Origin of the sequence: Burkholderia stabilis (assembly GCF_001742165.1) — a bacterium.
In the GTDB taxonomy this organism is placed as follows: domain Bacteria; phylum Pseudomonadota; class Gammaproteobacteria; order Burkholderiales; family Burkholderiaceae; genus Burkholderia; species Burkholderia stabilis.
In genome coordinates this window covers 1,078,502-1,099,972 of record NZ_CP016442.1, presented here as the reverse complement: position 1 = coordinate 1,099,972, position 21,471 = coordinate 1,078,502, and the positions used below count along the sequence as shown (strand labels likewise).

Genomic DNA, 21,471 nt, shown 5'->3' with positions numbered 1-21,471 from the left:
AGATGACGTTCTGGAATCTGTATTTCATCCTGAAGTTCGCGCTGTTCGCGACCGGGCACCTGCAGCCGCTGTGGCTCGCGAACCTCGCGTTCGCGGTGGCGCTCGCGGCGAGCGCGCCGATCCGGCGGCGCGCGTGGCGCATCGTGCGGCAGGTCGCGGCGATCGCGATCGCGGTGCCGCTGCTCGCGCGCGAGATGCATGCGCCGCCGCTCGCGCGCCTCGCCGAGGCCGCGCGCGAAATGAGCACGTTCCGTCTCGACTACTGGATGGAGCTGCTGCCGCGCCTGCTGCCGCCCGTGCTGCTGCTGACGGTGGCCGGCGCGCTGATCGTCTACTTCATCGTCAATCGCCGGCTGCGCGTCGCGACGTTCGTGCTGGCCGTGCTGGTCGTGATGCCGCTGTGGCAGGCCGGCAGCGGCCTGATGGCGCGCGTCGTCGCGCCGGCCACGCAACAGGCGAACGCGCCGGGCACGACGATGGGGCGCGCCGACCAGCCCGAGGACCACAACGCCGCGCTCGCGACGTTCCGCGCGCAGGAGTCGCAGCGGCAGGTTGCATTCGGCCATCTCGGCAACGATCCGGCCGCGCAGTTCGACGTGATCGTGCTGCACGTCTGCTCGCTGTCGTGGGACGATCTCGATGCCGCGAAGGTGCGCAATCACCCGATGCTGAGCCACTTCGACTACCTGTTCACGAACTTCAGCACGGCCGCGAGCTACAGCGGCCCGGCGGCGATCCGCGTGCTGCGCGCGAGCTGCGGACAGGAGGCGCACGCGGACCTGTACAAGCCCGCGCCGCAGCAGTGCCAGCTGTTCGCGCAACTCGCGGGCGCCGGCTACACGGTGCAGTCGCTGCTGAACCACGACGGCCACTTCGACAACTTCCTGCAGGTGATTCACGACAACATCGGCGCGGCCGGCGCGCCGATGATCTCGAACGCGGCCGCGCCCGTCGCGATGCATGCGTTCGACGGCTCCCCGATCAAGGACGACTACGGCACGCTCGCGAACTGGTATGCGCAGCGCGCTTCGGTGCAGGGGCCTGTCGCGCTGTACTACAACACGATCAGCCTGCACGACGGCAACCGCGTGGTCGGCAGTTCGCTGACGAGCATCGACTCGTATCCGCAGCGTGCGACGAAGCTGATGGGCGACTTCGACCGTCTCGCCGACCTGATCGCGCAATCGGGCCGGCGCGCGGTGATCGTGTTCGTGCCCGAGCACGGCGCCGCGCTGCGCGGCGACAAGAACCAGGTTGCGGGCCTGCGCGAGATCCCGACGCCGCGCGTCGTGCACGGGCCGGTCGGCGTGCGGCTCGTCGGCTTCACCGGCAACCACGGCGCGACGACCGTGATCGAGCAGCCGACCAGCTTCCTCGCGCTCGCGCAATTGCTGTCGAACCTCGTGTCGAACAGCCCGTTCAAGCCGGGCACGACGCTTGCGCAATACGCGGCCGACCTGCCGCGCACGCGGATGGTGGGCGAGAACGAGGGCACGGTGACGATGCAGACGGCCGCGGGTTACGCGGTGAAAACTCCGGACGGCGTATGGATCGACGAACAGTAATCCTTCCCGGCGAAAGCGACGACGATCGCCTGTCGCAACCGAACGACGTGCTCGGTCTCGCGCGGCATCTGCCCGCGCTCGACCCTGAACGGTACGTCGACGAGCAGGCGCGCCGCACGTTCATCGAGTCGCTCGACCGCTGGCCGACGCTCGCGAAGCTGATGGGGTTGAAGCGGTAAACGCACGACGGCCGGCATGCGTGCCGGCCGTCCTTTGCTTGTGCGCGAACCTGCTTACTGCGCCTTGCGTTCCGGCTGGCGCGTCCATTCGTTTTCTTCGCCCGGCACCTTGCCGAACGTCTGCGCGGCCCACGCCGCGCGCGCCGCGTCGATCTTCGCACGCTCGCTCGACACGAAATTCCATTCGATGAAACGCTCGCCCGGCAGATGCGCGCCGCCGAGCAGCATCACGCGCGCGCCGTTCGCGCTCGCGAGCGCCACGGTCGCACCGGGTTCGAGCACGGCCATCGTCGCCGCGGCGAGCGGCGTGCTGTCGAGGGTGAGGTCGCCGTCGACGAGATACACGCCGCGTTCGTCGTGCTCCGCATCGAGCGCGAGCGTGCCGCCCGCCGCAAATTCGGCATACGCATAGAGCGTCGGCGAGAATACGTCGACCGGCGACGTGAGCCCGAACGCGCTGCCCGCGATCACGCGCACGCTCGCGCCGTCGCGCGTGAACGACGGCAGCGTGTCGGCTGCATGATGGACGAACGCGGGCGCGGTGTCCTCGTGCTCGACCGGCAGCGCGACCCAGGTCTGGATGCCGTGCACGGGCTGCTCGCGCGGGCGGTCCTCGTCGGGCGAGCGTTCCGAATGCACGATGCCGCGCCCGGCCGTCATCCAGTTCACGTCGCCGGGCACGATCTTCTGCCGGAAGCCGAGGCTGTCGTGATGCATCAGCGAACCGTCGAACAGGTAGGTGACGGTGGCCAGGCCGATGTGCGGATGCGGCAGCACGTCGATGCCGCGGCCGGCCGGCAGCACGGCGGGGCCCATCTCGTCGAAGAAGATGAACGGGCCGACGAGCCGCGCGGCGCGCGCGGGCAACACGCGGCGCACGACGAGGTTGCCGATGTCGCTTTCGCGCGGCGTGAGCAGGGTCTTGATCGAGGCGGACATGGTGGGGATCTCTGGGTCGTGCGGGGTGCGTCAGGCGATTGCAGTATCGATCGTGATCGGGTGCGTGAGGATCTTGTGCACCGGGCACGCGTTCGCGATCTGCAGCAGGCGCTCGCGCTGTTCGCCGGACAGGTCGCCTTCGAGCGTGATGCGGCGCACGATCGTGCTGCCCGCGTTGCCCGATTCGTGCGCGAGCTTCACGTGCACTTCGGCGAGCGGCCAGCCCTTGCGCTGCGCATACATCTTCAGCGTGATCGCGGTGCAGGCGCCGAGGCTCGACAGCAGCAGCGCGACGGGCGTCGGTGCCGCGTCGCCGCCGCCGAGCGGCGCCGGTTCGTCGGCGCGCCATTGGTGGACGCCATCGCTGAAGTGGACGAGGTAATCGACCGAGCCGATGCTCGCTTCGACGGACAGTTCGCTCATTGCAGTTCCATAGGGAAAGGGGGAGGGCCGGCGGCGTGGCCGGACGTTACGGTTCGAGCAGCCGCTGCAGCCGCAGTTCCTCGAAATCGAGCTCCGATTCGATCCGGTGCAGCACGGTGTCGTCGACCTTGCCGTCGCGATGCAGGTCGAGCAGCGCCTGGCGCGACACGCCGACGAGTTCGAGTTCGACGCGCAGCATCCGCGTGCGCATGTCGGCCGGTTCGGCGCCCTGACGGTGCGCGCGTTCGTTGAACGTGACGCGGTTGCGGTATTCGGCGAGCAGGCGGTCGAGCGACGGGCGTTCGAGGGTCGACCCGCGCTGCTCGAGCGCGTCGAGTTCGGCGAGCGCCGCGCCGAACGTATGCGCGCGCACCGCATGCTCGGACATCGTGTGCCGCTCGGCCGGGCGCAGCTTCAGCACGCGGATCAGCGGCGCGAGCGTGCCGCCCTGCACGACGAGCGTCGCGATGATCAGCAGGAAGGTGCTGAACAGGATCAGGTCGCGGCCGGGGAAGTTGCCCGGCAGTGCGATCGCGGCCGCGAGGCTCACGACGCCGCGCATGCCCGACCAGCCGAGCACGATCGCCTCGCGCCACGACCACGGCGCGTGACCCGCGCGCGGCGCGCGCAGGCGGCCCGGCAACCACATCGCGACGAACACCCACACGATGCGCGCGCCGATCGCGGCGGCGGTCGCGGGCAGCGCAACGCGCAGGCCGGCCATCAGCACCGCGCCTTCGTGGTTCACGCGCGCGAGGATCGCGTGCAGCGCGAGGCCGATCAGGATGAACACGAGCGCGTCGAGCACGAACACGATCGCTTCCCACGTCGCCTTCGCCTTGATCCGCATGTCGGCGTCGAACACGCGATGCTGGCGCACGCCGAGCACGAGGCCGCAGGTCACGACCGACAGCACGCCCGAACCGTCGACGGCTTCGGCGATCCCGTAGCTGCCCCACGCCATCGCGAAGGTGACGACGATGCCGAGCATCGGGTCCCGCAGACGCGGCAGCACCCAGCACATCGCGTGACCGCACGCGAGGCCGACCGCGATGCCGATCAGCGTGAGCGAGAAGAACAGGCCGGTGGCGCTCGCGGCCGTGATCGACACGGCGAGTGCGGCTGACACCGCCATCTGGTACAGCAGCAGGCCCGATGCATCGTTGACGAGGCTTTCGCCTTCGAGCACCGCGACGAGCCGCGCGGGCAGCGGGTAGCGCTGCAGGATCGCCTTCGCGGCGACCGCGTCGGGCGGCGACACGATCGCGCCGAGCGTGAAGCACGCGGCCCACGGCAGCGCCGGGTTCGCCGCATGCACGGCGAGCGCGACCGCGACGGTCGTAAACACCACCGCGCCGAGCGCGAGCGATGCGATCGACGCGAGCTCCTGCCGGAACTCCTTCCACGCGGTGTAGAAGCCGCTCGACATCAGCAGCGGCGGCAGCACGGCCGCAAGCAGCAGCGCCGGGTCCATGTCGGGCACGCGCTTGCCGGCGACCGCGACCACGCAGCCGCCGAGCAGCAGCACGACGGCCGGCGGAATCGAGATGCGTTCGGCGAGCCACGTGAGCGCGCCCGCGCCGCAGATCAACAGCAGCAGGTAATGGAACAGCTCGACGTTGGTCATGCGCGGCCGGCGGCGATGATGTGCGTCATGACGGCTTGCGGTCGTTCGGCGCGCCGCCCGGCAGCGCGCCGAACATGTGCTGGCTGCACTGCGCGTCGCGCCACGCGGTGTTCAGCCGGTGGCCCGCGAGCATCCGCCGCGCGAGCGGCAGGATCTGTTCGCCGGCCAGCATGCCGAGCAGGCCGAGGAGCGCGATGATCGGCGGCGCCGGCGAATTCACGCCGATCGCGCCGTAGATGACGCCGGCCAGGATGCCGGCGAGCAGCGACAGGAAATACGGTTTCATGGTGAGCGTCCCGTTGTGGCGGATCGGCAGCCGCAGGCATGCCGTCAAGGTTCCGAAAGCGTATCGGGTTTGCGTGAAGAAAAAAAGGGCGGGTAGCCCCGAACGGGCATCGATTCCGGAATCGGATCGATTCCGTTTCTTGGGTGTTCGCGCCGCGCGTTTGCGGATTAAATATTTCGAGCCGGATGACGATCCGGCGCAACGCATCTCCGGCTCCTCCCGTTCCGACGGTCGAGGCAGGCCCCTCTTTTTTCGTTCAAAGGACGACCCGCGCCATGAGCAATCCGAAGCTTGAAGTACTCACTCCGCAGAACAGCCAGCTGATCTTCATCGACCAGCAGCCGCAGATGGCGTTCGGTGTGCAGTCGATCGATCGACAGGCGCTGAAGAACAACGTCGTCGGGCTCGCGAAGGCCGCGAAGGCGTTCAACGTGCCGACCACGATCACGACGGTCGAGACCGAGAGTTTCTCCGGTCATACCTTCCCCGAGCTGCTCGACGTGTTCCCGAACCAGCCGCTGCTCGAACGCACGTCGATGAACTCGTGGGACGACCAGAAGGTGCGCGACGCGCTTGCCGCGAACGGCCGCAAGAAGGTGATCGTCGCGGGCCTGTGGACCGAGGTCTGCAATACGACCTTCGCGCTGTGCGCGATGCTCGAAGGCAACTACGAGATCTACATGGTGGCCGACGCATCGGGCGGCACGTCGAAGGACGCGCACGACTTCGCGATGCAGCGGATGGTGCAGGCGGGCGTGGTGCCCGTCACGTGGCAGCAGGTCGTGCTCGAGTGGCAGCGCGACTGGGCGCGCCGCGAGACGTACGACGCGGTGATGGAGATCGTGAAGGCGCATTCGGGCGCATACGGGATGGGCGTCGATTACGCGTACACGATGGTCCACAAGGCCGCGCAGCGCACCGCGACGCCGCACGAATCGCTCGCGGCGGTGCCGGCGAAGTAAGGCGCCGGCCGTGATCGCCGCGGCCGGCGTGATGAGCGGCCGCGGCGATCGTCTGCCGCCGGCCGCCGCGCATTCAGGCCGCGGGCAACGCCCACGGCGCGTGCGAGAAGTGCTCGGCGAGAAAGTCGAGCAGCACCGTCACGCGCGCGGCACGCAGCATGCCGGGCGGCGTGACGAGGTTGACGTTGATGTCGGCGATCTTCCAGTCGCTCATCACTTCCTCGAGCTCGCCGCGCTGCATCGCTTCCCACACGAGGAACTCGGGCTGCAGGGCGAGGCCGTGGCCGGCGACGAGCGCGGGGAGGATCACGTCCGCGTTGTTGGTTCGAATGCGACCGTGCACGGACACGCCGAAATCCTCGCCCGATGCCGGGTGGCGGAAGCGCCAGTGTTCGGGCGTCGGCAGGTTCGTGTAGGTGAGGCACACGTGCTGCTCGATGTCGCGCGGATGCGTGGGGCGGCCGCGCCGGTCGAGATACGCGGGCGCGGCGACGAGCGGCCGGCGCACCGCGCACAGCCTGCGCGAGCGCAGCGACGAATCGTTGAGCTCGGCGATGCGGATCGCGACGTCGAAGCCGCCGGACACGATGTCGACGATGTGGTCGGTGAGCACGAGGTCGATGTCGACGCGCGGATAGCGTTCGAGAAACGCGGGCAGCACCGGCGACAGATGGCGCAGCCCGAACGACATCGGCGCGTTCACGCGCACGAGGCCGTGCGGTTCGAGCGCTTGCGCGGACGCTTCGTTCTCGATCAGCTCCGCATCGGCGAGCAGGCGGATCGCGCGGTCGCGCAGCAGTTCGCCGGTCGGCGTGAGCGACAGCTTGCGCGACGTGCGGTACAGCAGCATCGCGCCGAGGCGCTTTTCGAGGCGCGCGATGGCCTTCGATACGGTCGGTTGCGACACGCCGAGGAGATCGGCGGCTTTCGCGAACGAACCGGTCTCCGCGACGCGCGCAAAGATGGCCCAGGCTTCGAGATCAGGAAGGTGTTGCATGGTCGGAACGGGTGGCAGGCAAGCGAACGGATTCGGCGGCAGCGGATCGTGCCGCCGATGCGATGCACCGCGAAGGCGGTGCGTGCGGTACCGGTGATTCTAATCCGGCCGGGAGAAAAAACGTTATGGAATCGTATCTACTTTCATTGGGTGCCGGCGTGCTGATCGGCATCGTGTACAGCGTGATCAAGGTGCGCTCGCCGGCACCGCCGCTGATCGCACTGGTTGGCCTGGCCGGCATGCTGCTCGGCGCCGGGGCCATCGCTCCGGTCCGTCACTGGCTCGGCTTCTGACCGCATCGAGGACACTTCATGAGCGCAACCGATACTCAACCGGATCTCATCCTGCACAACGGACGCATCACGACGCTCGATCGTGCGAACCCCGTCGCCACCGCCGTGGCGATCAAGGACGGCCGCTTCGTCGCGGTGGGCGGCAACGCGGACGTGATGCCGCTCGCCGGCCATGCGACGAAGGTTGTCGACCTCGACGGCCGTACCGTGCTGCCGGGCCTGATCGACAACCATACGCACGTGATTCGCGGCGGCCTGAACTACAACCTCGAGCTGCGCTGGGACGGCGTGCGTTCGCTGGCCGTCGCCATGGAGATGCTCAAACGGCAGGTCGCGATCACGCCCGCGCCGCAATGGGTGCGCGTGGTCGGCGGGTTCACCGAGCACCAGTTCGCCGAGAAGCGCCTGCCGACGATCGAGGAGCTCAACGCGGCCGCGCCCGATACGCCCGTGTTCATCCTGCACCTGTACGACCGCGCGTTGCTGAACGCGGCGGCGCTGCGCGTGGTCGGCTATACGAAGGACACGCCCGAGCCGCCGGGCGGCACGATCCTGCGCGACGCCGCGGGTAACCCGACCGGCCTGCTGCTCGCGAACCCGAACGCGACGATCCTCTATGCGACGCTCGCGAAGGGACCGAAGCTGCCGTTCGAATACCAGTACAACTCGACGCGCCACTTCATGCGCGAGCTGAACCGGCTCGGCGTGACCGGCGTGATCGATGCAGGCGGCGGGTCGCAGAATTATCCCGACGATTACGAAGTGATCCGCAAGCTGCACGACGCGGGCGAGATGACGGTGCGGATCGCGTACAACCTGTTCACGCAGAAACCGAATGCCGAGAAGGAAGATTTCGTGAACTGGACGAAGAGCGTCAAGTATCACGACGGCACCGATTATTTCCGCCACAACGGCGCGGGCGAGATGCTGGTGTTCTCGGCCGCCGATTTCGAGGACTTCCGCGTTGCGCGCCCGGATCTGCCGGCGCAGATGGAGGACGATCTCGAAGGCGTCGTGCGCGTGCTGGCGCAGAACCGCTGGCCGTGGCGCATGCATGCGACCTACGACGAAACGATCAGCCGCGCGCTCGACGTGTTCGAGAAGGTCGACAAGGACATCCCGCTTGCGGGCCTGAACTGGTTCTTCGATCATGCGGAAACCATTTCGGAGCAATCGATGGACCGCATCGCGGCGCTCGGCGGCGGCATTGCGGTGCAGCACCGGATGGCGTACCAGGGCGAATACTTCGTCGAGCGTTACGGCGTGCAGGCGGCCGAGGCGACACCGCCCGTCGCGAAGATGCTCGAGAAGGGGCTCAAGGTGTCGGCCGGCACCGACGCGACGCGTGTTGCGTCGTACAACCCGTGGGTGTCGCTCGCGTGGCTCGTGACGGGCAAGACGATCGGCGGGCTGCGCATGTATCCGCAGCGCAACCTGCTCGATCGCGAAACCGCGCTGCGCATGTGGACCGAGTACGTGACCTGGTTCTCGAACGAGGAAGGCAGGAAAGGGCGGATCGCGGTCGGGCAGCTCGCCGACCTGATGGTCCCGGATCGCGATTTCTTCACCTGTGCGGAGGACGATATCGTCGATACGACCGCGTTGCTGACGGTGGTCGGCGGAAGGATCGTATGGGGCGCGGGACCGTTCGCGCCGCATGACGCGCCGATTCCGCCCGCGATGCCCGACTGGTCGCCGGTGCGCGAATACGGCGGCTACGGCGGCTGGGGCGCGACGCAACGCAACGGCGCACCGCTGCAGCGTGCGGCCGCCGCCGCGATGTGCGGCTGCGCGAGCGCCTGCAACGTGCACGGTCATGCGCATGCGGGCGCGTGGGGGCGCGCGTTGCCGACGTCGGATGCGAAAGGCTTCTGGGGCGCGTTCGGCTGTTCGTGCTGGGCGGTCTGACATGGCGGCCCCGACCCATTCCGGCGGCTTCGGCAATCCGGCATGGATCCGCGCGCTGCTGTCGCAGCCGTGGGTCCTGCCGCTCGTGCGTCTGGCGCTGGTGTCCGCCTATCTGATCGGCGGCGTCGCGAAGGCGCTGGACTTCGACGGCGCGGTTGCCGAGCAGGCGCATTTCGGCCTGCATCCGGCCGCGCTCTGGGCGGCGCTGGCGATCGTGGTCGAGATCGCCGGCTCGCTATGCGTGGTGTTGCGCCGCTTCACGTGGCTCGGCGCCGGCAGCCTCGGCATGCTGACGCTCGTCGCGATGATGGTGGCGAACGATTTCTGGAACCACACGGGCGCCGAACGTTTCATGGCGCTCAACAGCTTTTTCGAGCATCTCGGGCTGATCGCCGCACTCGTGCTCGCGACCGTGCTCGCCGATGCGAAGCATCCGGCCGGCGACAGCCGTGCGTGACCTGCCGCACCATTCGATGAAACAACAAGGAAACCCCGTCATGAAACCCATTCGTTCCGCCTTGCTCGCGCTTGCGCTCGCCACCGGTCTCGTCGCGGCGCCGGCCGCGTTCGCGAAGCCGCCGGTGCCGCTGGCGGCCACGCCGACGCTGGCCGTCGGCCCGCAGTACGACACGACGCACGTGTACGTCGCACCCGAGGATTTCGACCGCTTCACCGACAGCTTTGTCGCAACGTTCGGCGGCAGCAAGTCGAAGCAGGGCGTGTTCCAGGTCACGCCGACGCCGAGCCAGACGATGTCGCAGCTCGTGTTCACGCCGGCCGGCTCGATCTCCGTGTTCGGCTTCAAGACGCCGGTGCCCTGGCCGTTCGGCGCGGAGCGCACCGGTTATCTCGTGACCGACATGGATGCGGCGGTGAAGGCGGCGCGCGAGCACGGCGCGGACGTGATCGTCGACACGTTCCCCGACCCGATCGGCCGCGATGTGGTGATCGCGTGGACGGGCGGCGTGAAGATGCAGCTCTACTGGCACACGCAGGCGCCGAACTACGACGCGCTGCAGACGATTCCCGAGAACCGCGTGTACGTATCGCCGCAGAGCGTGCGCAAGTTCGTGCATGACTTCGTCAAGTTCTCGAACGGCAAGGTGGTGTCCGACAACCTGAAAGCGCCCGGCATCGAGATCGGCCGGCCGAACGACACCTATCGCCGCATTCGCATCACGTCGGGTTTCGGCAAGATGACGGTGCTCGTGACGGACGGCCATCTGCCTTACCCGTACGGGCACGAGATGACCGGCTACGAAGTGCCCGACCTCGCCGCGACGCTGAAGAAGGCGCAGGCCGCGGGCGTGACCGTGCTCGTGCCGCCGTACACGGCGGACGGGCGCGACGCGGCGGTGGTCCAGTTCCCGGGCGGCTATATCGCGGAGATCCACGCGGGCGCCGCGCGATGAAGCACGAAGACACGATCCTCGCCGCGGTGGCCGGCTTCGTCGATACGCTGAGCTTCGTCGCGCTGTTCGGGCTGTTCACCGCGCACGTGACCGGCAACTTCGTGCTGATCGGCGCGGGCGTCGCGGGCTTCGGGCAGGGCATCCTGCTGAAGCTCAGCGTGTTTCCCGCGTTCGTGTGCGGTGTCGTCGCGAGCAGCCTGATCGCGCGCGCGCTGGCCGGGCGGCCCGCATGGCAGGGCACGCGCGCGCTGCACGCGGTGCAGGCCGTGCTGCTGCTCGGCTTCTGCGCGGCCGGTGTGTGGGCGACGCCCGTCACGCAATCGGACAGCCTGCCGGTGCTGGTGGCCGGCATCGTCGGCACGTTCGCGATGGGCGTGCAGAATGCGCATCCGCGCGTGATCGCGCGCGCCGGCGTGCCGAACACGGTGATGACCGGCAACGTCACGCAGGCCATTCTCGACGTCGTTGACCTGCTGTCCGCCGGCACGGCCGACAGTGCGCGTGCGGCTGCGCGGGCACGCTTTAGCAAGATGTGGCCGGCGATCGTCGCGTTCGCGCTGGGCGCGGCGTGCGGCGCGCTGGGTTTTCGCCATGTCGGGTTCTGGGCGCTGCTCGTGCCGGCCGGTGCGCTCGCGGTGCTGGCGGCGTGTGCGGGGATGGCTGCTCGTACCGCTACGCAGGAGCATGCATGATCGTGCGGCATGGAAGGACGGGGCGCATGCGCGTGCGGCAAGCGGGCCGAGTTGACGCAGGCGGTCGCGAGCGGATCGCCGCGATGAGCGGGCAGGGTATCGCGATGACCGCAACAGCAAGGGTTCGCCGCTTCGATCGCGCTGCCCGCGCGTCGGTCGTTGCAGGGTTGTTGCTTGCGGGAAGCGATGCCGTGTTCGCGCAAGCGGCGACGACATCGACATCGACATCGACATCGACATCGGCCGCGGACGGCGCCGCGCCCACATGCACGGTGAAGCGCCCGACCGTGCTGTTCAACCGCTGGCAGGAAGACTGGTCGGTGCTCGCGAATCCGTGCGTGCCGCGTGCGCCGTTCGACGGCTTGAAATACATTCCGCTCGGCAACGATCCGGCATCCTATCTGTCGCTCGGCGTGAACCTGCGCGAGCGCCTGGAGACCAACGATGCGCCGCTGTTCGGGATCGGCTCCGCGCAATCGGATACGTACCTGATCCAGCGCGTCGAAGTGCATGCCGATGCGCATCTCGGCCAGCACTGGCAATTCTTCGTGCAGTTGCAGGACGATCGCGCGTACGGCAAGAACACGATTTCGCCGGTCGACAGGAACCCGCTCGATCTCGAGCAGGCGTTCGCGACCTACACGGGCGCGCTCGGCGGCGGCACGTTCAAGTTCCGCGTCGGTCGCCAGGAGATGGCGTTCGACTTGCAGCGTTTCATTGCGGCGCGCGACGGCCCGAACGTGCGGCAGGCGTTCGATGCGGTATGGGCCGACTATGAATATCAAAAGTGGCGCTTCATCGCTTACGCGACGCAGCCCGTGCAGAACCGCACCATGTCCACGTTCGACGACGTGTCGAACCGCGACCTCACGTTCAGCGGCGTGCGCTTCGAGCGGCAGTCGGTGGGGCCGGGCGACCTGTCCGGTTACTGGTCGCGCTACAACCGCAGCAACGCGCGGTTTCTCGATGCGAGCGGCGCCGAGCGCCGCGACGTGTGGGACCTGCGCTACACGGGTACGCACGGACGCTTCGACTGGGATCTCGAAACGATGCTGCAGACGGGGACGGTCGGCAGCAGCACGATTCGCGCATGGGCGGTCGGCTCGATCGCCGGCTACCGGCTCGACGCGCCGTGGTCGCCGCGTGTCGCGCTGCAGGTGGACGCGACATCGGGTGACCGGCATCCGCACGACGGCCGCGTCGGCACCTTCAACCCGCTGTTCCCGAACGGGTATTACTTCACGCTCGCCGGCTTTACCGGCTACTCGAACCTGATTCACGTGAAGCCGTCGGTGACGCTGAAGCCGGCGCCGAACCTGTCGCTGCTCGGTGCGCTCGGTTTCCAGTGGCGCGAGACGACCGGCGATGCCGTCTACCAGCAGGGCAACGCCGTGGTGCCGGGCACGGCCGGCAAGGGCGGATTGTGGACGGGGATGTACGTGCAGTTGCGGGCGGACTGGACGATCGCCGCGAACCTGATCGGCGCGATCGAGGCCGTGCATTTCCAGGTCGGCGACGCGATCCGGCAGGCGGGCGGGCACAACGCCGATTACGTCGGCGTCGAGTTGAAGTACGGCTGGTGACGAAGCGAGGCGGTCACGCGCAACCATGAAAAAGGGCGGCCGTGAGGCCGCCCTTCGTTCGTCGGAGCCGACAGCAGCCGGCCCCGACGCTGCGATGCCGTTACAGGTTCGGCGACAGTGCGAGCGCGTTCGTCAGGTCGCCCATCGGCTGCGCGCCGTTGGCCTTCAGCGCATCGTCGCGCTGCTGCAGGCCCGTGAGGCGCGGCAGCGAGAAGCGACGCGTGATGAAGCGCAGGATCGACGCCGTGTCGTATTGCGTGTGGTCGACGAAGCCCTTCTTCGAGAACGGCGACACGATGAGTGCCGGAATCCGCGTGCCCGGGCCCCAGCGATCGCCCTTCGGCGGCGACACGTGATCCCAGAAGCCGCCGTTTTCGTCGTACGTGACGACCACGACCATGTTCTTCCACTGCGGGCTGGCCTGCAGGTGCGCGATCAGGTTCGCGATGTGCTGGTCGCCGCTCGACACGTCCGTGTAACCCGCGTGTTCGTTCAGGTTGCCCTGCGGCTTGTAGAACGCGACTTGCGGCAGCGTGCCCGCGTCGATCGCCTTGAGGAACTCGCTGCCGTCGGTGCCGCCGTCGAGCAAGTGCTGCGCGCGGCTCGTGCTGCCCGGTGCCTGGTTCGCGTAGTAGTTGAACGGCTGGTGGTGCGGCTGGAAGTTCGGCGCCGTCATGTTCGGGCCGTAGATCACGTTCGCCGTGCCGCTTTGCGCAGCCTGCAGCGCCTGGTTCCACGCGCCGCCGTACCATGCCCACGACACGCCGGCGTTGGTCAGCAGGTCGCCGATGTTCTGTTGCGTCTGCGGCGGCAGCGTCGATGCGGCGTTCGGATCGGCGAGGTTCGGGTCGCCGCCCGAAGCCGCCTTGTTGCCGCTCGGCTGGTACGGCGGCTGCATCGTGTTGATCGCGTAGAAGTCGGGCGTCAGGTTGCCCGAGTTCACGAACTTCGGAATGCCGTCGAGCGCCGAAGCCGGCGAGTTGCTCGCGAGCTGCAGCGACTTGCCGTCGGCGCCGACGGCCGAGATCGAACCGGCGGCCGGGCTCTTGTCCGCGTTCGCGTAGAACGGCGCGCACGCGCAGATCAGGTACTGGTGGTTCAGGAACGAGCCGCCGAATGCGCCCATGAAGAAGTTGTCGGCCAGCGTGAACTGCTGCGCGATCTTCCACAGCGGCAGCTTCGTCGCGTCCGGCGTGTAGTGGCCCATCACCAGGCCGCCCGAATCGGCCCATGCGGCGAACATGTCGTTCTTGCCGCCGTTGATCTGCATCTGGTTCTCGTAGAAGCGGTGATACAGGTCGCGCGTCGTCACGCTCATCGGCGTGTTGAAGCCGCTCGGATCGTCGATCGCGAACGGCGCGTTCGGCAGGTTGGCCGTCATCGCCTCGGTCACGGCGGGCGTCACGCCCTTCGCGGTCAGGCCGCCCCAGACCTTCGGCAGCGTCGCGAGCGGCTGGCCGTTGCGGTCCTTCTGCTGCGCGCTCGCGGCCGTCACGTTCTGCAGGCCGTTCGCACCCGGGAAGTTGCCGTACAGGTTGTCGAAGCTGCGGTTTTCCGCATAGATCACGACGACGTTCTTCACCGTCGACAGGCCTTGCTGCTGCACGTCGTCGCCGCCGCAGGCGGTGAGGGCGGCGGCCGCGGCGATGGCGATCGGTGTAAAGCGAATCCAGGCGTGGTTTTTCATGCGTTGTACTCTCTATCTCTCTCTTGTCGCGTGGGGAACCGGAGCATCCGTGCGCCGCCGGTTCTCGGAGGTGACCGTGGCATGTCCGGCTGAAAGTATTTTGAGGGTGCGATTTGACAGGCGGGTGTAGGCGTCCTTTCGATTGCCTGTCGGTGGGCCGTCATGGAACGGTCATGCGGCTGACATAAACTCCGGCCGCTCCTGGACCCACTTTCCGACGAATCGATGAAGCCTCGCCAACCGACAGCCGGCGCGTTTGCGCGTTCGTGGCTGCATCTGACCGGCGCGCTCGCGCTGGCCACCACGCTTGCAACCCTTGCCGGCTGCGACGGACAGCCGGGTGCGGGCACGCCGTCCGCACCGGCCGCGAGCGCGGCGAGTGCGCCGCACGCTGCGAAGATGGATGCGTCCGCAACGGTTTCCGCAAGCGTGCCCGTGGTCGAAACGAACCAGCCGCAGACGCGTGCACAAGTTTACGAAGGCGTGCGCCGGATGACGGCGCTCGGCAAGCAACTTTTCTTTGACCCTACGCTGTCAGGTTCCGGCAAGCTGGCGTGCGCGTCGTGTCACAGTCCCGAGCACGCGTTCGGGCCACCCAATGCGCTGGCCGTGCAATTCGGCGGCGACGACATGAAGCGCGCGGGTTTTCGCGCGGTGCCGTCGCTGAAGTATCTGCAGGGCGTGCCGCAGTTCACCGAGCACTTCCACGACTCCGACGACGAAGGCGACGAGAGCGTCGACGCAGGCCCGACGGGCGGCCTCACATGGGACGGCCGCGTCGACACGGGCGCCGAGCAGGCGCGCATCCCGCTCACGTCGCCGTTCGAGATGAACAGCTCGCCCGCGAAGGTTGCGCAGGCGGTGAAGGCCGCGCCGTATGCGGACGAGTTCCTCGCGGTGTTCGGCGTGAAGGTGCTCGACGACGACGCGGCCACGTTCAAGGCCGTGCTGCGCGCGCTCGAGACGTTCGAGCAGACGCCCGAGCTGTTCTCGCCGTACACGAGCAAGTACGACGCGTATCTCGCCGGCCACGCGCAGCTCACGCCGACCGAATTGCGCGGGCTGCAGTTGTTCAACGACGAGAAGAAGGGCAATTGCGCGAGTTGCCACATCAGCCAGCGCGCGCTCGACGGCACGCCGCCGCAGTTCAGCGATTTCGGGCTGATCGCGATCGCGGTGCCGCGCAACCGCGCGCTGCCCGTCAATCGCGATCCGCGCTTTTACGATCTCGGCGCCTGCGGCCCCGAGCGCACCGACCTGAAGGGGCGCGACGAATTCTGCGGGCTGTTCCGCACGCCTTCGCTGCGCAACGTCGCGCTGCGCAAGACTTTCTTCCACAACGGCGTGTATCACTCGCTGGAAGACGTGATGCGCTTCTACGTCGAGCGCGACATTCATCCGGAGAAGTTCTATCCGGTCGTGCACGGCAAGGCGCAGATCTACGACGATTTGCCGAAGCGTTACTGGCCGAACATCAATCGCGAGCCGCCGTTCGACCGCAAGCGCGGCGAGCAGCCGGCGCTGAACGCGGCCGAGATCAAGGACGTGATCGCATTCCTGGGCACGCTGACTGACGGATATCAACCCGGGTCGACGCAGGCGGCCCGCTAAAAGCGCCACATCCGGCACGCATGCTATGCTCGCTCGCTGACGGGCGTGGCGCGTGCCGGTTCGCCGGCATGGGCCACGCCGTTCGACCGAACATCCAAGGAGAACAACATGTCGATGCGTGCATCCCTTTCCATCGTCACGCGTGTGCTGGCCGGCGCCGCGTGCGCAGCCGCGATGCTGCCCGCCCATGCGCAGAACAACCTGAACTTCCTGACCAACACGCCGCTCAGCTATTTCAGCAAGGCCGACACGGCGTCGCTGTCGAAGGCCGCCGAGAAGGTGCGCGACGAAGGCAAGGACGGCGAAACCACCACGTGGCAGAACAGCGGCAGCCGTACGCAGATCGAAGCGAAGCTCACGCCGACCACGACCGAGACGGACGGCAAGACCTGCCGTCAAATCACCACGGACATCACCGCGAAAGGCCAGACGATGACCCTCAAGCCGGTCTACTGCAAGACGGCCGCGGGCAAGTGGCAGCTGCAGAAGCACTGAGCACGCGTGTGATGAAGCGGGGCGGCGCGCCGCGCACGGTGTCGTGCGGCGTCGTGATTCTCGATGCGGCCGGCCGCGTGTTCCTCGCGCATGCGACGGACACCACGCACTGGGACATCCCGAAGGGGCAAGGCGAGCCCGGCGAGACGCCGGCCGACGCGGCGCTGCGGGAGCTGCTCGAGGAAACCGGCATCGAATTCGCGCCGGCCCGGCTGCTCGATCTCGGCCGCTTCGCTTACCGGCACGACAAGGACCTGCACCTGTTCGCGGTGCAGGTGGCGGACGGCGAGATCGATCCCGCGCACTGCACGTGCACGTCGCTGTTCCCGAGCCGTCGCGACGGCTCGATGATCCCCGAGATGGATGCGTACCGCTGGACCGTGCCGGGCGATATCGACGCGTATGCGAGCCGCAGCCTCGCGCGGCTGTTTCGCACGAAGCTGTCGCTGGCGGATCTGCATCGGCGGTTGTCGGGGGTGTGAATGTGAGCGACGGCGTTGCTGCCGCTTCGCATCGCTGCCCCAATCGGCGCACCCATGAAAAAACCGGCCCTCGAGCCGGTTTTTTTGTCGTTGCGCGATGCCGTGCACCGCGCGCGGAGCAGGCCGTCAGGCCGGCTTGCCCCAGCTGTCGCGCAGCCCGACGATCCGGTTGAACACCGGCTTGCCCGGCTTCGAATCGACACGGTCGGCAACGAAGTAACCATGCCGCTCGAACTGCAGACGCGTTTCCGGTGCGATGTCGTCGTTGCCCGGCTCGACGTACGCCTGCACGATCTTCTTCGAATCGGGGTTCAGCGCTTCGAGGAAGTTCGCGCCGCCCGCGTCCGGATGCGGCTCCTTGAACAGGCGGTCGTAGATTCGCACTTCGGCCGGCTGCGCATGCTTCGCGCTGACCCAGTGGATGTTGCCCTTGACCTTGTACGTGTTCGCGCCTTCGGTGCCCGACTTGCTGTCCGGGAAGTAGTTGCAGTGCACGGCCGTCACGTTGCCGTCGGCATCCTTGTCGAAGCCCGTGCACTCGATCACGTAGCCGTAGCGCAGGCGCACCTTGTTGCCCGGGAACAGGCGGAAATAGCCCTTCGGCGGGTTCTCGACGAAATCCTCGCGCTCGATCCACAGCTCGCGCGAGATCGGGAACGTGCGCACGCCGCGCTCCGGGTGATGCGGATGCACCGGCGCCGTACACGCTTCTTCCAGGTCTTCCGGATAGTTGTCGATCACGAGCTTCAGCGGGTCGAGCACCGCGACCGTGCGCGCTGCCTTGTCGTCGAGGTCGTCGCGCAGCGCGCCTTCGAAGATGCTCATGTCGATCCACGAATCGATCTTCGTCACGCCGATCCGCTCGCAGAACAGGTGAATGCTCTCCGGCGTGAAGCCGCGGCGGCGCACGCCGACGATCGTCGGCATCCGCGGGTCGTCCCAGCCGTCGACGTGGCCTTCGGTGACGAGCTGCAGCAGCTTGCGCTTGCTGGTGATCGCGTACGTGAGGTTCAGCCGCGAGAATTCGATCTGTTGCGGCAGCGGGCGCGTGAACATGCCGGCTTCCGCGAGTTCGTTCAGCACCCAGTCGTACAGCGGGCGGTGATCCTCGAATTCGAGCGTGCACAGCGAATGCGTGATGCCTTCGAGCGCATCCGAAATGCAGTGCGTGTAGTCGTACATCGGATACACGCACCATGCGTCGCCGGTGCGGTAGTGGTGCGCATAGCGGATCCGGTAGATCACCGGGTCGCGCATGTTCATGTTCGGCGAAGCCATGTCGATCTTCGCGCGCAGCACGTGCTCGCCTTCCTTGAACTCGCCTGCCTTCATCCGGCGGAACAGGTCGAGGTTCTCTTCGGGCGTGCGCTCGCGGAACGGCGACGGCTTGCCGCCTTCGGTCAGCGAGCCGCGGTTCGCGCGCATTTCATCGGCGCTCTGGCTGTCGACGTAGGCCTTGCCGCGCTTGATCAGCAGCTCGGCGAATTCGTACAGCTTGTCGTAGTAGTCGCTCGCGAAATACTGGTGGTCGACCGCGTCCTTGCGCCAGTCGAAACCGAGCCAGCGCACCGCGTCGACGATCGAGTCGACGTACTCGACGCTTTCCTTTTCCGGGTTCGTGTCGTCGAAGCGCAGGTGGCACACGCCGCCGTAGTCGCGCGCGACGCTGAAGTTCAGGCAGATGCTCTTGGCGTGGCCGATGTGCAGATAACCGTTCGGCTCGGGCGGGAAGCGCGTCTCGACGCGGCCGCCCCATTTGCCGGTGCGGTTGTCGTCGTCGATGATGTTGCGGATGAAATTGGAAGCCGCGGGGGCGTCGTTGCGTTCGGTGCTCATGCGGTTGGCGTCAGGTTGGGTCGGCGCGTCGCGCCGGTTTAATCCTGCAATTCTACCTGACGGAGGTCCGTCCCGCGCGGCTTGCGGGTTGGGGTCGGTACGTCGGAGACGGGGGGCGCAATATCTCGAACGTGTGTCGGCTGTAACACGACGTAAATCGGATTGCCCGAGCCGTTCGGGTTTTCCTATGATGGCTTCACCGATTCAATGCCGCCATTCGTACCGTCGCGTGGCGGGAGGAAGCCAATAATCATGATGAAGAAGACCACTTTTCTCGTTCGTACCGCCGTGATCGTCGCGGCCCTGTCGCAACTCGGCGCATGCGCAATGACGCATACGCAACGCAATGCCGGTATCGGCGCAGCCGCGGGCGGCGCGCTCGGCTACCTGATCACGGGCGGCCCGGTCGGCACCGTCGCCGGTGCGGCGGCAGGCGGCCTGGTCGGCGCCGGCGTGCGCTGATCGAAAGCCGGCGCAACCAGGCGCCGGCCGGTCGTGACGCCGACCCGAACGCGTCACGGCTCTTGCGCACACCCTTCCGGTTTTTGACAGGCAGCATCAGGGAGAGGAGGGTGTGCGACACTTCGTCGACACCACACAACGACTTCATTCGTCGACGAATCCTTTCATGAGCGACCCCCTCGTTTTCGTTCTGCCGGGCTACGCCAATTCGGGCCCGCTTCACTGGCAGAGCCGCTGGGAGCGCGCCGATGCGCGTTTTTCGCGCGTCGCGATGCCCGATTGGGACCGTGCGTTTCGCAACGGCTGGTGTCTCGCGCTCGACCGCGCGATCGAAGCCGCGCGCGGGCCGGTACTGATCGCCGGCCACAGCCTCGGCACGCTGACGACCGCGTGGTGGGCGACGCGCTATGCGCGTCCGGCCGCGCTTGCGAAGGTGCGCGGCGCGCTGCTCGTCGCGTTGCCCGATCCCGCCGGGCCCGTGTTTCCCATCGACGCGCACGGTTTCGGGCCGGTGCCGCGCGAGCGGCTGCCGTTTCCGACTTGCGTGGTCGCGAGCAGCGACGATCCGTACGGCTCGATCGCGTTCGCGCGCGGCTGCGCACGCGCGTGGGGCAGCGCATTTCACGACATCGGCCCGCGCGGCCACATCAACGCGGACAGCGGGCTCGGCGACTGGCCCGCCGCGCGCGGCTGGCTCGACGCGCTCGCGCGGCAGCAGCGATAAGCACCATCACCGCCACCGGCGCCGCCGAACCGGCCGCGCGTCAGATCGCCTGCTTCGCCTTCAGCGCGGCAATCCGTTCATCGTCGTAGCCGAGCATGTCGCGCAGCACGTCGTCGGTCTGCGCGCCGAGCAGCGGCGGGGCCGTGCGCGCGTCGGGCGGCGTCGCGCTCATCCGGATCGGGTTGCGCACGAGCTTCACGTCCGCGCCGCACGGGTGCGGCAGCGACACCTGCATCCCGCGCGCGACGACTTGCTCGTTGTCGAACACTTCGTCGAGATCGTTGATCGGCCCGCACGGCACGCCGGCCGCTTCGAGCGCACCGATCCAGTCGGCCTTGCCGCGCGCCTTCACCATTTCCGCGAGGATCGGCACCAGCGTGTCGCGGTGGCGCACGCGCGACGGATTCGTCGCGAAACGTTCGTCGTCGGCCAGTTCGGGCTGGCCGCCGGCCTCGACGAACTTGCGGAACTGCCCGTCGTTGCCGACGGCGACGATGATCCACCCATCGCTCGTCTGGAATGTCTGGTACGGCACGATGTTCGGATGCGCGTTGCCCCAGCGCACGGGCGGCTTGCCGCTCGCGAGGAAGTTGGTGTTCATGTTCGCGAGCAGCGCGACCTGCACGTCGAGCAGCGCCATGTCGACGTACTGGCCTTCGCCGGTTCGATCGCGGTGCGCGAGCGCCGCGAGCACGGCGATCGTCGAATAGAGGCCGGTCGCGAGATCGGCGATCGCGACGCCGGCCTTCTGCGGGCCGCCGCCCGGCTCGCCGTCGCGCTCGCCGGTGATGCTCATGAAGCCGCCGATCCCCTGGACGATGAAGTCGTAGCCCGCGCGGTGCGCGTACGGGCCCGTCTGGCCGAAGCCCGTGACCGAGCAATAGATCAGGTCGGGCTTCACCGCGCGCAGCGATTCGTAATCGAGCCCGTATTTTTTCAACTGGCCGACCTTGTAGTTCTCGAGCACGACGTCGCTTTGCGCGGCGAGCTCGCGCACGATCTGCTGGCCTTCGGGCGTCGCGATGTCGACCGTCACCGAGCGCTTGTTGCGGTTCGCCGCGAGGTAGTACGCGGCTTCGGCGGTATCGGCGCCGTCCGCGTCCTTCAGGTACGGCGGCCCCCAGTGGCGCGTGTCGTCGCCGGCGCCCGGGCGCTCGACCTTGATCACGTCCGCACCGAAATCGGCAAGCGTCTGCGCGCACCACGGGCCCGCGAGCACGCGGGTGAGGTCCAGCACGCGGATATGGCTCAGGGCACCCATCGTCGAATCGTCTCCTTTATGGCTGGCCTTGGCGGGCAAGGCGGATT

Annotated in this window: 23 protein-coding genes; 15 read left to right on the top strand and 8 right to left on the bottom strand. The window is 67.7% G+C overall.

Going from position 1 to position 21,471, the window contains the following annotated elements:
• The first annotated feature begins 2 nt into the window (after positions 1-2).
• Both bcsG and BBJ41_RS05150 read left to right on the top strand, forming a co-directional pair.
• The gene (gene bcsG / locus BBJ41_RS05155) at positions 3-1,565 is read left to right on the top strand and encodes a cellulose biosynthesis protein BcsG (RefSeq protein WP_069745598.1); all 1,563 of its coding nucleotides are present in this window, start codon (positions 3-5) and stop codon (positions 1,563-1,565) included.
• Positions 1,547-1,744, top strand: a complete 198-nt coding sequence (locus tag BBJ41_RS05150; protein ID WP_069745597.1) for a hypothetical protein — start codon at positions 1,547-1,549, stop codon at positions 1,742-1,744. Before bcsG ends, BBJ41_RS05150 begins: the two co-directional genes overlap by 19 nt.
• 54 nt (positions 1,745-1,798) lie before the next feature.
• On the opposite strand, the gene BBJ41_RS05145 is transcribed toward BBJ41_RS05150, so the two are convergent.
• Genes BBJ41_RS05145 through BBJ41_RS05130 form a run of 4 tightly spaced genes read right to left on the bottom strand, consistent with a single transcriptional unit; the run spans position 1,799 to position 5,019 of the window.
• Complete coding sequence (locus BBJ41_RS05145) at positions 1,799-2,683, bottom strand: pirin family protein (protein ID WP_069745596.1); 885 nt, start codon at positions 2,681-2,683, stop codon at positions 1,799-1,801.
• Between the two features lie 30 nt (positions 2,684-2,713).
• A complete protein-coding gene (locus tag BBJ41_RS05140) occupies positions 2,714-3,106 on the bottom strand; it encodes an OsmC family protein (RefSeq protein WP_069745595.1) in 393 nt (130 codons plus the stop codon).
• A 46-nt stretch (positions 3,107-3,152) separates the two neighbouring features.
• Complete coding sequence (locus BBJ41_RS05135; protein WP_069745594.1) at positions 3,153-4,733, bottom strand: cation:proton antiporter; 1,581 nt, start codon at positions 4,731-4,733, stop codon at positions 3,153-3,155.
• A gap of 25 nt (positions 4,734-4,758) precedes the next feature.
• The gene (locus BBJ41_RS05130) at positions 4,759-5,019 is read right to left on the bottom strand and encodes a DUF1427 family protein (protein ID WP_069747590.1); all 261 of its coding nucleotides are present in this window, start codon (positions 5,017-5,019) and stop codon (positions 4,759-4,761) included.
• Between BBJ41_RS05130 and BBJ41_RS40215 the strand changes: the two genes are divergently transcribed.
• Complete coding sequence (locus BBJ41_RS40215) at positions 5,018-5,314, top strand: hypothetical protein (protein WP_156814743.1); 297 nt, start codon at positions 5,018-5,020, stop codon at positions 5,312-5,314. The genes BBJ41_RS05130 and BBJ41_RS40215 overlap by 2 nt on opposite strands.
• Complete coding sequence (locus tag BBJ41_RS05125; protein WP_069745593.1) at positions 5,295-5,981, top strand: hydrolase; 687 nt, start codon at positions 5,295-5,297, stop codon at positions 5,979-5,981. The genes BBJ41_RS40215 and BBJ41_RS05125 overlap by 20 nt, the downstream gene beginning before the upstream one ends.
• A 73-nt stretch (positions 5,982-6,054) precedes the next feature.
• On the opposite strand, the gene BBJ41_RS05120 is transcribed toward BBJ41_RS05125, so the two are convergent.
• A complete protein-coding gene (locus BBJ41_RS05120; protein ID WP_069745592.1) occupies positions 6,055-6,978 on the bottom strand; it encodes a LysR family transcriptional regulator in 924 nt (307 codons plus the stop codon).
• A gap of 125 nt (positions 6,979-7,103) precedes the next feature.
• Here BBJ41_RS05120 and BBJ41_RS05115 point away from each other — a divergent pair, with 125 nt between their 5' ends.
• From BBJ41_RS05115 to BBJ41_RS05090, 6 genes are all read left to right on the top strand, one after another.
• Entirely contained in the window at positions 7,104-7,271 is a 168-nt protein-coding gene (locus tag BBJ41_RS05115) for a DUF1427 family protein (RefSeq protein WP_069745591.1), read from the top strand.
• A gap of 18 nt (positions 7,272-7,289) precedes the next feature.
• On the top strand, positions 7,290-9,179 hold the full coding sequence (locus tag BBJ41_RS05110; RefSeq protein WP_069745590.1) for an amidohydrolase: 1,890 nt from the start codon (positions 7,290-7,292) through the stop codon (positions 9,177-9,179).
• A 1-nt stretch (position 9,180) separates the two neighbouring features.
• The gene (locus BBJ41_RS05105; RefSeq protein ID WP_069745589.1) at positions 9,181-9,636 is read left to right on the top strand and encodes a DoxX family protein; all 456 of its coding nucleotides are present in this window, start codon (positions 9,181-9,183) and stop codon (positions 9,634-9,636) included.
• 40 nt (positions 9,637-9,676) lie between these two features.
• Positions 9,677-10,591: a VOC family protein gene (locus BBJ41_RS05100; RefSeq protein ID WP_069745588.1), complete on the top strand. Its 915-nt coding sequence runs from the start codon at positions 9,677-9,679 to the stop codon at positions 10,589-10,591.
• On the top strand, positions 10,588-11,283 hold the full coding sequence (locus tag BBJ41_RS05095) for a YoaK family protein (protein WP_069745587.1): 696 nt from the start codon (positions 10,588-10,590) through the stop codon (positions 11,281-11,283). Before BBJ41_RS05100 ends, BBJ41_RS05095 begins: the two co-directional genes overlap by 4 nt.
• Positions 11,284-11,387: 104 nt before the next feature.
• On the top strand, positions 11,388-12,866 hold the full coding sequence (locus BBJ41_RS05090) for an alginate export family protein (RefSeq protein WP_156814742.1): 1,479 nt from the start codon (positions 11,388-11,390) through the stop codon (positions 12,864-12,866).
• A gap of 100 nt (positions 12,867-12,966) precedes the next feature.
• On the opposite strand, the gene BBJ41_RS05085 is transcribed toward BBJ41_RS05090, so the two are convergent.
• Positions 12,967-14,553, bottom strand: coding sequence for an acid phosphatase (locus BBJ41_RS05085; protein WP_069745586.1), 1,587 nt, complete (start codon positions 14,551-14,553; stop codon positions 12,967-12,969).
• Positions 14,554-14,778: 225 nt separating this feature from the next.
• Between BBJ41_RS05085 and BBJ41_RS05080 the strand changes: the two genes are divergently transcribed.
• The 3 genes from BBJ41_RS05080 to BBJ41_RS05070 all read left to right on the top strand — a co-directional run bounded on the left by BBJ41_RS05080 (position 14,779) and on the right by BBJ41_RS05070 (position 17,141).
• Entirely contained in the window at positions 14,779-16,164 is a 1,386-nt protein-coding gene (locus tag BBJ41_RS05080) for a cytochrome-c peroxidase (protein WP_069745585.1), read from the top strand.
• 108 nt (positions 16,165-16,272) lie between these two features.
• Positions 16,273-16,659, top strand: a complete 387-nt coding sequence (locus BBJ41_RS05075; protein WP_069745584.1) for an RT0821/Lpp0805 family surface protein — start codon at positions 16,273-16,275, stop codon at positions 16,657-16,659.
• Between the two features lie 11 nt (positions 16,660-16,670).
• On the top strand, positions 16,671-17,141 hold the full coding sequence (locus BBJ41_RS05070; RefSeq protein ID WP_069745583.1) for an NUDIX hydrolase: 471 nt from the start codon (positions 16,671-16,673) through the stop codon (positions 17,139-17,141).
• 126 nt (positions 17,142-17,267) lie between these two features.
• Here the strand turns inward: BBJ41_RS05070 and BBJ41_RS05065 are convergent, their stop codons facing one another.
• Positions 17,268-18,977, bottom strand: a complete 1,710-nt coding sequence (locus BBJ41_RS05065; protein ID WP_069745582.1) for a glutamine--tRNA ligase/YqeY domain fusion protein — start codon at positions 18,975-18,977, stop codon at positions 17,268-17,270.
• 252 nt (positions 18,978-19,229) lie between these two features.
• On the opposite strand from BBJ41_RS05065, the gene BBJ41_RS05060 reads away from it, so the two are divergent.
• A complete protein-coding gene (locus tag BBJ41_RS05060; protein ID WP_006497729.1) occupies positions 19,230-19,439 on the top strand; it encodes an ornithine acetyltransferase in 210 nt (69 codons plus the stop codon).
• A 166-nt stretch (positions 19,440-19,605) separates the two neighbouring features.
• Positions 19,606-20,163: an RBBP9/YdeN family alpha/beta hydrolase gene (locus BBJ41_RS05055; RefSeq protein WP_069745581.1), complete on the top strand. Its 558-nt coding sequence runs from the start codon at positions 19,606-19,608 to the stop codon at positions 20,161-20,163.
• A 40-nt stretch (positions 20,164-20,203) separates the two neighbouring features.
• Here BBJ41_RS05055 and BBJ41_RS05050 read toward each other — a convergent pair whose 3' ends face one another.
• Positions 20,204-21,424, bottom strand: a complete 1,221-nt coding sequence (locus tag BBJ41_RS05050) for a CaiB/BaiF CoA transferase family protein (protein ID WP_069745580.1) — start codon at positions 21,422-21,424, stop codon at positions 20,204-20,206.
• Between the last annotated feature and the right edge of the window lie 47 nt (positions 21,425-21,471).